At 37.8% G+C, this 8,140-nt stretch carries 5 protein-coding genes; 2 read left to right on the plus strand and 3 right to left on the minus strand.

Translation table 11 applies throughout. The features are described 5' to 3' along the window. Positions 1-5 precede the first annotated feature (5 nt). Positions 6-2,381, minus strand: a complete 2,376-nt coding sequence (gene ppsA, locus PSM_RS18260; RefSeq protein WP_016898933.1) for a phosphoenolpyruvate synthase — start codon at positions 2,379-2,381, stop codon at positions 6-8. Between the two features lie 153 nt (positions 2,382-2,534). Here ppsA and ppsR point away from each other — a divergent pair, with 153 nt between their 5' ends. Then, positions 2,535-3,344 (plus strand): posphoenolpyruvate synthetase regulatory kinase/phosphorylase PpsR, encoded by an 810-nt coding sequence (ppsR, locus tag PSM_RS18265; protein ID WP_008464475.1) that lies wholly within the window; start codon positions 2,535-2,537, stop codon positions 3,342-3,344. Between the two features lie 89 nt (positions 3,345-3,433). Here the strand turns inward: ppsR and PSM_RS18270 are convergent, their stop codons facing one another. Beyond that, the gene (locus PSM_RS18270) at positions 3,434-4,783 is read right to left on the minus strand and encodes a class II 3-deoxy-7-phosphoheptulonate synthase (RefSeq protein WP_024602472.1); all 1,350 of its coding nucleotides are present in this window, start codon (positions 4,781-4,783) and stop codon (positions 3,434-3,436) included. A gap of 591 nt (positions 4,784-5,374) precedes the next feature. On the opposite strand from PSM_RS18270, the gene PSM_RS18275 reads away from it, so the two are divergent. Next, positions 5,375-6,250 carry a DNA replication terminus site-binding protein gene (locus PSM_RS18275; RefSeq protein WP_013463356.1) on the plus strand — a complete coding sequence of 292 codons (876 nt, stop codon included), beginning with the start codon at positions 5,375-5,377 and terminating at the stop codon, positions 6,248-6,250. A gap of 62 nt (positions 6,251-6,312) precedes the next feature. Here the strand turns inward: PSM_RS18275 and PSM_RS18280 are convergent, their stop codons facing one another. Continuing rightward, positions 6,313-7,527: a hypothetical protein gene (locus PSM_RS18280; RefSeq protein WP_013463357.1), complete on the minus strand. Its 1,215-nt coding sequence runs from the start codon at positions 7,525-7,527 to the stop codon at positions 6,313-6,315. Between the last annotated feature and the right edge of the window lie 613 nt (positions 7,528-8,140).

Raw genomic sequence — 8,140 nt, forward strand, 5'->3', positions numbered from 1 at the left:
GTAATTTATTTAGCGAGTTTATCAGCTAAGTATAACCATGTTTCTAGTACTGTATCTGGGTTAAGCGAGACAGAATCAATGCCCTGCTCTACTAACCATGCAGCAAAATCTTCATGATCTGAAGGACCTTGACCACAAATACCTACGTACTTACCTTTTTCTTTTGCTGTTTTAATAGCCATAGAAAGAAGTTTTTTGATTGCAGGGTCGCGCTCATCAAATAAGTGCGCAATTAAACCTGAATCACGGTCAAGACCAAGCGTTAACTGAGTTAAATCATTAGAGCCGATAGAGAAACCATCGAAGTATTCTAAAAATTCTTCAGCCATTAATGCATTTGACGGAAGTTCACACATCATAATTACTTTAAGACCATTTTCGCCACGTTTAAGGCCATGCTCTTCAAGTAATTCAATAACGCGTTTACCTTCTTCAAGGGTACGTACGAATGGGATCATGATTTCGATGTTAGTCATATCCATGGTATTTCTAACACGTTTTATTGCTTCACACTCAAGGGCAAAACAATCACGGAAATCTTCAGAAATATAACGCGCAGCACCACGGAAACCAATCATTGGGTTTTCTTCTTCTGGCTCGTATTGCTGGCCGCCCACTAAGTTTGCGTATTCGTTTGATTTAAAATCAGACATACGCACAATTACACGCTCTGGAGCAAACGCACAACCTAGGGTAGAAATACCTTCAACAAGTTTGCCAATATAGAATTCAACAGGTGATTCGTAACCGGCAATCATGTCAGTAATTTCTGCTTTTAATGCATCAGTTTGTGCATCAAAATTTAATAACGCTTTAGGGTGAACACCAATCATACGGTTGATGATAAACTCAACGCGCGCAAGGCCAACACCTGAATGTGGTAAACGAGCAAAATCGAATGCGCGATCTGGGTTACCTACGTTCATCATTACTTTCATTGGCAGTTCAGGCATTTCGTCTACGCGTGAAGTTAACACTTCAAAGTCTAAAATACCTTCGTAGATGAAACCTGTATCGCCTTCGGCACATGATACGGTAACTTCTTGACCTGCTTTAATTAAGTCTGTTGCATTACCACAACCAACAACGGCTGGAATACCTAACTCACGTGCAATAATTGCAGCATGACATGTACGACCACCACGATTTGTAACAATCGCAGCCGCGCGTTTCATGATAGGTTCCCAATCTGGGTCGGTCATGTCGGTAACTAAAATGTCACCTACTTGTACTTGGTCCATCTCTTTGATTGAATCAAGTACACGCACAACACCACTACCAATTTTATGACCAATTGCACGGCCTTCAACAACAACATTGCTGCTGCCATTAAGTTGGAAGCGTTCCATTACGTTAGTGTCTTCGTTTGAACGAACTGTTTCTGGACGCGCCTGAACTATATATAGTTTGCCATCGTTACCATCTTTTGCCCATTCGATGTCCATTGGACGACCGTAATGTTTTTCAATGATTACAGCTTGTTTGGCAAGGTTTTGCACTTCTTCATCTGTAATCGAGAATTTGTTTGAAAGTGCTGGATCTACATCAACAATTTCTACTTGTTTGCCGTGGGCTTTGTCTTGAGAGTAAATCATTTGAATGGCTTTAGAGCCAATATTACGACGAACTACTGATGGCTTGTTTTTAAGCAGCGTTGGTTTATGAACATAAAATTCATCAGGATTTACCGCACCCTGTACAACCATTTCACCCAAACCATAGCTTGATGTAATAAATACAACATCTTCAAAACCAGATTCAGTATCAATACTAAACATAACGCCTGATGCTGATTTATCTGAGCGAACCATGCGTTGAATACCTGCTGATAAGGCAACACCACGGTGATCGTAGCCTTGGTGAACACGATAAGAAATTGCACGGTCATTAAATAACGAAGCGAATACGTGTTTGATGGCTGTCATTACAGAATCAATACCAACAACGTTTAAAAACGTTTCTTGTTGGCCTGCAAAAGAGGCATCTGGCATATCTTCAGCGGTTGCTGATGAACGAACAGCGAATGAAACATCTGCAGTTGTGTCGCCATGTAGCTGGCTGTATGCGTCGCGGATTGCTTTGTCTAGACTAGGTTGGAATGGGGTATCGATAATCCACTGGCGGATATCGGCGCCGACTTTGGCGAGTGTGTTTACATCATCAACATCGAGTGTATCTAAAATGTCATGAATTTTTGCGTTGAGTCCTGATTGTTCTAAAAACTCGTTAAAAGCGTCTGAGGTAGTAGCAAAACCACCTGGGACTTGCACACCTGCGTTAGCTAAGTTTGAAATCATTTCACCAAGTGACGCATTTTTACCGCCAACTCGAGGAACATCTTGCATACCAAGCTCTTGATACCAGAGAACGTATTCTTGCACGGATCTTTCTCCAAAAAACAAATTGTAGTAGTAACTGTGAGAGTTAAGAAAGAAAACCTTTTATAAAGGTCGCCACCATTCTACACTGGCAAACGTCCCCACGTAAACCGTGATACACTGATTTTAAAATTAAATGTAATAAAAAGAGGCTTTATGAGAACTGCGTTTTATATTTCAGATGGCACAGCAATCACATCTGAAGTGTTTGGTCATGCGACTTTATCTTTATTCCCTGTCGAATTTAATCATAAAACAATCCCTTTTGTAGAAACTGAAGAAAAAGCGCATGAAATAAAAGCGCTTATTAACGCCACGTCATCTAAGCAAGGTGAAAAGCCTTTGGTGTTTTTTACTTTTGTGAATCATAAGCTGTCTGAGATTATTCGCTCAGCGGATGCAGTTTCATACGATTTTTTAAGTACCTATAGTGAAAAAATTGAAAAAGAATTAAATGTAGCGCCAGTACCAAAAGTACACAGAACACACTCTATTCATGAAAAAAGTTATGATTTTAGAATTGATGCCGTTAATTACGCGTTGATGAATGATGATGGTGGCAACATTAAAAACTTTGCGGAGGCTGATATTATTTTAGTTGGCGTTAGTCGAAGTGGTAAAACACCCACCAGTCTTTATTTAGCTTTGCAGTATGGCATTAAAGCAGCCAATTACCCGATCACCGAAGACGACTTAGAAAGCGAAGGTTTACCAAAATGCTTAGTGCCTTATAAGCATAAACTGTTTGGCTTAACTATTGATCCAGAGCGTTTGGCTGCAATAAGAGACAGGCGCATGGCAAATTCAAAATACGCATCAATCAGGCAGTGTCGTATTGAAGTGCGCGAAGTTGAAATGCTGTATAAAAAACATAAAATTGCACATTTAAATTCAACTCACCATTCAGTTGAAGAAATTTCAGCAAAAATCATTTCTGATACAGGCCTTGAGCGTCGTAAGTACTAACAAACTAATGTGTGATTTAAGCATGTAATGACACACAGCACACAAAAAAGCCGCTAAATAATAGCGGCTTTTAACTTATTAGGAGAGTATTACTTGCGAGCATCTTTTAAAAGGTCTGCAACTAAAAAGCCAAGCTCTAATACTTGATCGGCATTTAAGCGAGGGTCACATTGAGTTTTGTAACGCTGCGCTAAGTCATCATCTGATAAACCGTATGCACCACCGGTACATTCAGTAACGTGTTGTCCGGTCATTTCTAAATGAACACCACCTGCGTATGAGCCTTCAGCTTTGTGAACAGCGAAGAACTGACTAATTTCGCGCATAATGTTATCAAAGCTGCGAGTTTTATAACCTGAGCTGGCTTTTTCAGTATTGCCATGCATTGGATCTGAGCTCCAAATTACTTTGCGACCTTCTTGCTGTACTTTACGCACCAGCGCAGGTAACTTCTCTGGTAATACATCCGCACCCATTCGCGTGATAAGTGTTAATCGGCCTGGGATATTATCCGGGTTAAGCGCATCGATTAAACGGATAAGCTCGTCTGGATCCATACCTGGTCCAACTTTAACGCCAATTGGGTTTTTAATACCTTTAAAAAATTCAATATGGGCATGGTCTAGCTGGCGAGTACGTTCACCAATCCAAACAAAGTGTGCTGAACAATCGTACCAGTCACCTGATAAATGGTCTCTACGTGTTAATGCTTCTTCGTAGCCTAGTAATAACGCTTCGTGTGACGTGTATAAATCAGTTTCTTTTAAGCTTGGCGCTATAGTTGAATTAATACCACACACTTCCATAAATTCTAACGCGTCTTGAATTTTGTCTGCAAGTTGTTGGTATTTTGCTTTTTGTGGATTAGCAGCAACAAAGCCCATGTTCCAACGGTTAACTTGATGTAAGTCGGCAAGTCCACCTTGTGCAAAAGCGCGTAGCAAATTTAGCGTTGCCGCACTGTGATGATATGCCGTCATTAAACGTTGAGGGTCTGGAATACGTGCTTCTTCAGTAAACTCAAAGTTATTTACTATATCACCACGGTAAGATGGCAACGAAACGCCGTCTATTGTTTCTAAGTCGGCTGAACGTGGCTTAGCGTATTGACCTGCCATACGTGCAATTTTAACAACCGGGCACTTTCCACCATAGGTTAATACTACAGCCATTTGTAAGATGGTTTTAAATGTATCGCGAATATTAGCGGCATTAAAGTCGCTAAACGATTCTGCACAATCTCCACCTTGAAGTAAAAAGGCACGGCCTTCGCATACGTCTTCAAGTTGTTTAAATAAACTTCTTGTTTCTTCGGCAAATACTAAAGGCGGTGCACTTTTCAACTGGCTTTCTACCGACTTTAATACGTCTTGATCTGGGTACTGTGGTTGCTGCAGTATTGGCAGTTCTCTCCAGCTATTTGGGTTCCACGATTGCATGTTCATTCCTCATTCCTATTACCTGATGTAATGAAATTAACGTATGCAGTGTGCTTTGTTCAAGGACTAAATACACTATTTACCAATTATTTAGTTATTAGTTAAATTTTAATAAGATTTAAGAGCCTATTTTGAGTTACTTTTGATGAGCAAGTTTATAAAGCAAAAATAAATAAACATTTAAAAACAATAATCTAAGTAGGTAGAGTGTGCATTATAATGGCTTGAGTAGAAGCTTAACAGCTAAGCGATGGTGACACAGATAGTAATAGGAACACATCATACTTAATTAGCACTTATGTAATCTTAACTTTACGGGTGGTTTTAAAAAAGAATGCTACTCAATTATGCGTTTTTAAATATTTATGCTAACGCTTCATACAAAGCTCAGTGCCTTAACTCAGCCCTTCTATTATTTCCTTTAAAGTATATGAAGCAAAAGTACTTAAAAAACCATAAAGAACACATCATACTTAATTAAAATTACTGTAAATCTTAGCTAAAGCATGTTATTTAAAGAAATAAATATCAAAAGAAAGGGTTGTTTGCGAGAATAGTATATAAGTAAGATGTGTTCTAGGTAGGTAGCTAATGGTTACAAAGGTACAAATAAGAAGTCAGTTTGATTTACTCAATGAATTAACACTTAGCTTAATTGATGAGCTTAAAGGGGTTGGCTTTGCTAAAGCAGAGTATTTTCAATTACCTGAGATTAGTAGTACTGAAGAAAATATAATTCCTGAGTCTATAAGCGTTTCAAAAATAACAGGGGAATTGGCACATAAGGCAATTTTAAATGCTTTCTCAGATATGTATAAAAAGCCAGGGCTAAGCAGCCGAGTATTAAAGCGACACCCTGGTTTGCTAGTAATAAAAGAGGCGAATAAACAAGCCATTATTGATCGCATAGCACAGGTAAATAGTGCAAAAGCAGCTTTTAAAAATTGTATTTTAGCAATAGATAATAACGACGCGCGATTTGAAGCGGTGCATAATGCAATGCCAAATTTAATAACGCTTGCGGCGTATCGTAAAATTCATAGTGAAATTGAATCCCCTTTTTCTGTTCGCTTTACTTGGATGCATAAACACGCAACCAAAACACTTACAAAAAAAATGGCGCTTGAAATGTTAGAAAAATCGGCAGGCTATAAAAACCCGCGAATGATTGATCAGCAAAAATGGCAGTCACTGGTTGCACAAGAACAGGTTCGAGTAGCCAGTTTGGGTGAAAAAGAAAAATTGCGAATTAGGCGCCCTACTCGAGTTAGTCCTCAAGTTAATGTGAGGTACACTGCACAAAATCGCTATCATGTTAGTGCTGCTTTACCTTTTATACTAATTAACCCACAGCCCGACGTAAAATTTGGCGAACTACCGAGTTACCAAAAACCCTTATCGCATCCCCGAAAACGCGAATATGATTTTCTAGTGGACCGATTATATTTAGAACAAGTAACTAAATAAATTATGTTAAAAAGGCCACATAATGTGGCCTTTAATATATTTGTTGGTAAAAATAAATAGAATTACTTTTCTACAATTTCTTCCAGCTTATCTTCATCAATCAATACCGCATTTTCAACAATGCGTTTACCGCCTTGTATTTCAATACGCTTATTGTGTTTATTTAATGCCAATATCTCATCACAAAATTGATCAGACGGATGCATTTCATAAGTGTAATCGACTATGTTGCCGGTTTTATCATCTTTAACATTGGTAATGCTGTATTCAGATATTGCTCCTTTTTCAATTAAATCTTTCATCGTGGTTGTCATATCACGACGCAGTGCTTTTAATTTATTTTCGGTAATATCATCCGTTGAGTAAATAGAGCCATATTTTTCCATAATAGAAAGTAATCTAAAATGGTAGGTTTTTCCTGGTGCTGCATAACGCCATAAATGATATAAACGTAGCATCATCCAACGCGATAATCCGCGTTTTAATTCTTGTGCACTGTTAAAGTAATAACCTTTGTATTCAAGGTTATCAATCATGTTGTGTACAAATGCATTTAAACACGCAACACATTTTACATTTCCGCCTTGGCCTTTCTTACCACTAAAGTGCAAAGACGATAAAAAGTTCATATTAGACTCGTAAAACGAATCATCAATATCAGAATTTTTAGTATCCGTTGCAGAATATTTAAAAGAAAGTTTAGAACCTTGCAATGCTTCAAGCGACTCTTTAATTTGCGGATATGGCATAGATTGGCCAACCGCTTTAAGCTCTTGTGCTAATTCGTTCATAGAAAACACAACGGCATATTGAATACCGGACTTAAAATTAATTTTTACAATTTTACCTTTTGAAGCTAGGCGAATTAATGCGCGCTCTACTTTTTCTTCTCTATCTGATGGCCACACTAAATATTCTACATCTTCGCCATCTTTACGAGTACTGACCACAGCCGGTGTTATTTTTATTTCGCCATCATATAAAATACCATCTACTTTTTCAGATATCTTACGCGTAATGATGGTTTTTTTAGGGGCTTCTTCAAGTGGCAGTTTTTTGTGGCCTGAGCGAACAAAACGTCCCCACAGATCATAATGGTTAAATGTGTTAGAGTAAGCGCGTAACCCATGGGCTGCATTTTCTATCGAAATTCGCACATCTTTATTATCTGTAAATAGTGCTAGGCTTTCGTTATCGATCGCACTTTCCACCCCGTGAATTTGGCCCCTAAGTGTATCGGGCAAGTTATCTACCGAGATGTTGACCTTTCGGCTCATGGTTTTTATTTCCGTTTTTATTGTGACAGCTAATAACAACACATAAAGCCACAAAAGTTAAATGTTTAAGTTAGTATAAAAGTGATCTGACTTCAAATAAAATGCTCAGATCAGTATTTTACTAAGGAAAACTTAAAACAAGCGTTTTCAGATCACATTTTTACTAACTGAGTGTTGATAAGCCAAATTTTTACTAACTAAATAATAATTTTGTCCATTACAAAGTGTTTTTTTTTATATTTTACACGACAAATTATATAAAAATCTTAACCCCCTGTGGATAAGCTTAGTTCGAGTTAGCATAGATCTGATCTGTACTTACTACAGATCAGATCTATACTAATTAAACCATGCATTATCACTATTGCTTAGTGCATAACTTTATAATTTACTTAGTAAAAATATGATCTACAGGTAGGTATTTGTGAGTAACTCAGTGCTTAACCTGTGCGTAACTTAGATTGTAAATATTCGCTTAGTAAAAAGCTGATCTGCAAGTAGATAAGGATCTGATCTTAACCACGTACAATGCTGATCCACTATTTTTAATATTATTTATATAAATCATTACGTTATATATGTATTTTACACCCTTAGCCTTAAATACCTTATA

This window comes from Pseudoalteromonas sp. SM9913 (genome assembly GCF_000184065.1).
Lineage (GTDB): Bacteria > Pseudomonadota > Gammaproteobacteria > Enterobacterales > Alteromonadaceae > Pseudoalteromonas > Pseudoalteromonas tetraodonis.

Bases quoted from the DNA above. Each gene is read 5' to 3' on its own strand.
- PSM_RS18275 (WP_013463356.1), top strand. From the start codon at position 5,375: ATGGTTACAAAGGTACAAATAAGAAGTCAGTTTGATTTACTCAATGAA.
- PSM_RS18270 (WP_024602472.1), bottom strand. From the start codon at position 4,783: ATGCAATCGTGGAACCCAAATAGCTGGAGAGAACTGCCAATACTGCAG.
- ppsR (WP_008464475.1), top strand. From the start codon at position 2,535: ATGAGAACTGCGTTTTATATTTCAGATGGCACAGCAATCACATCTGAA.
- PSM_RS18280 (WP_013463357.1), bottom strand. From the start codon at position 7,527: ATGAGCCGAAAGGTCAACATCTCGGTAGATAACTTGCCCGATACACTT.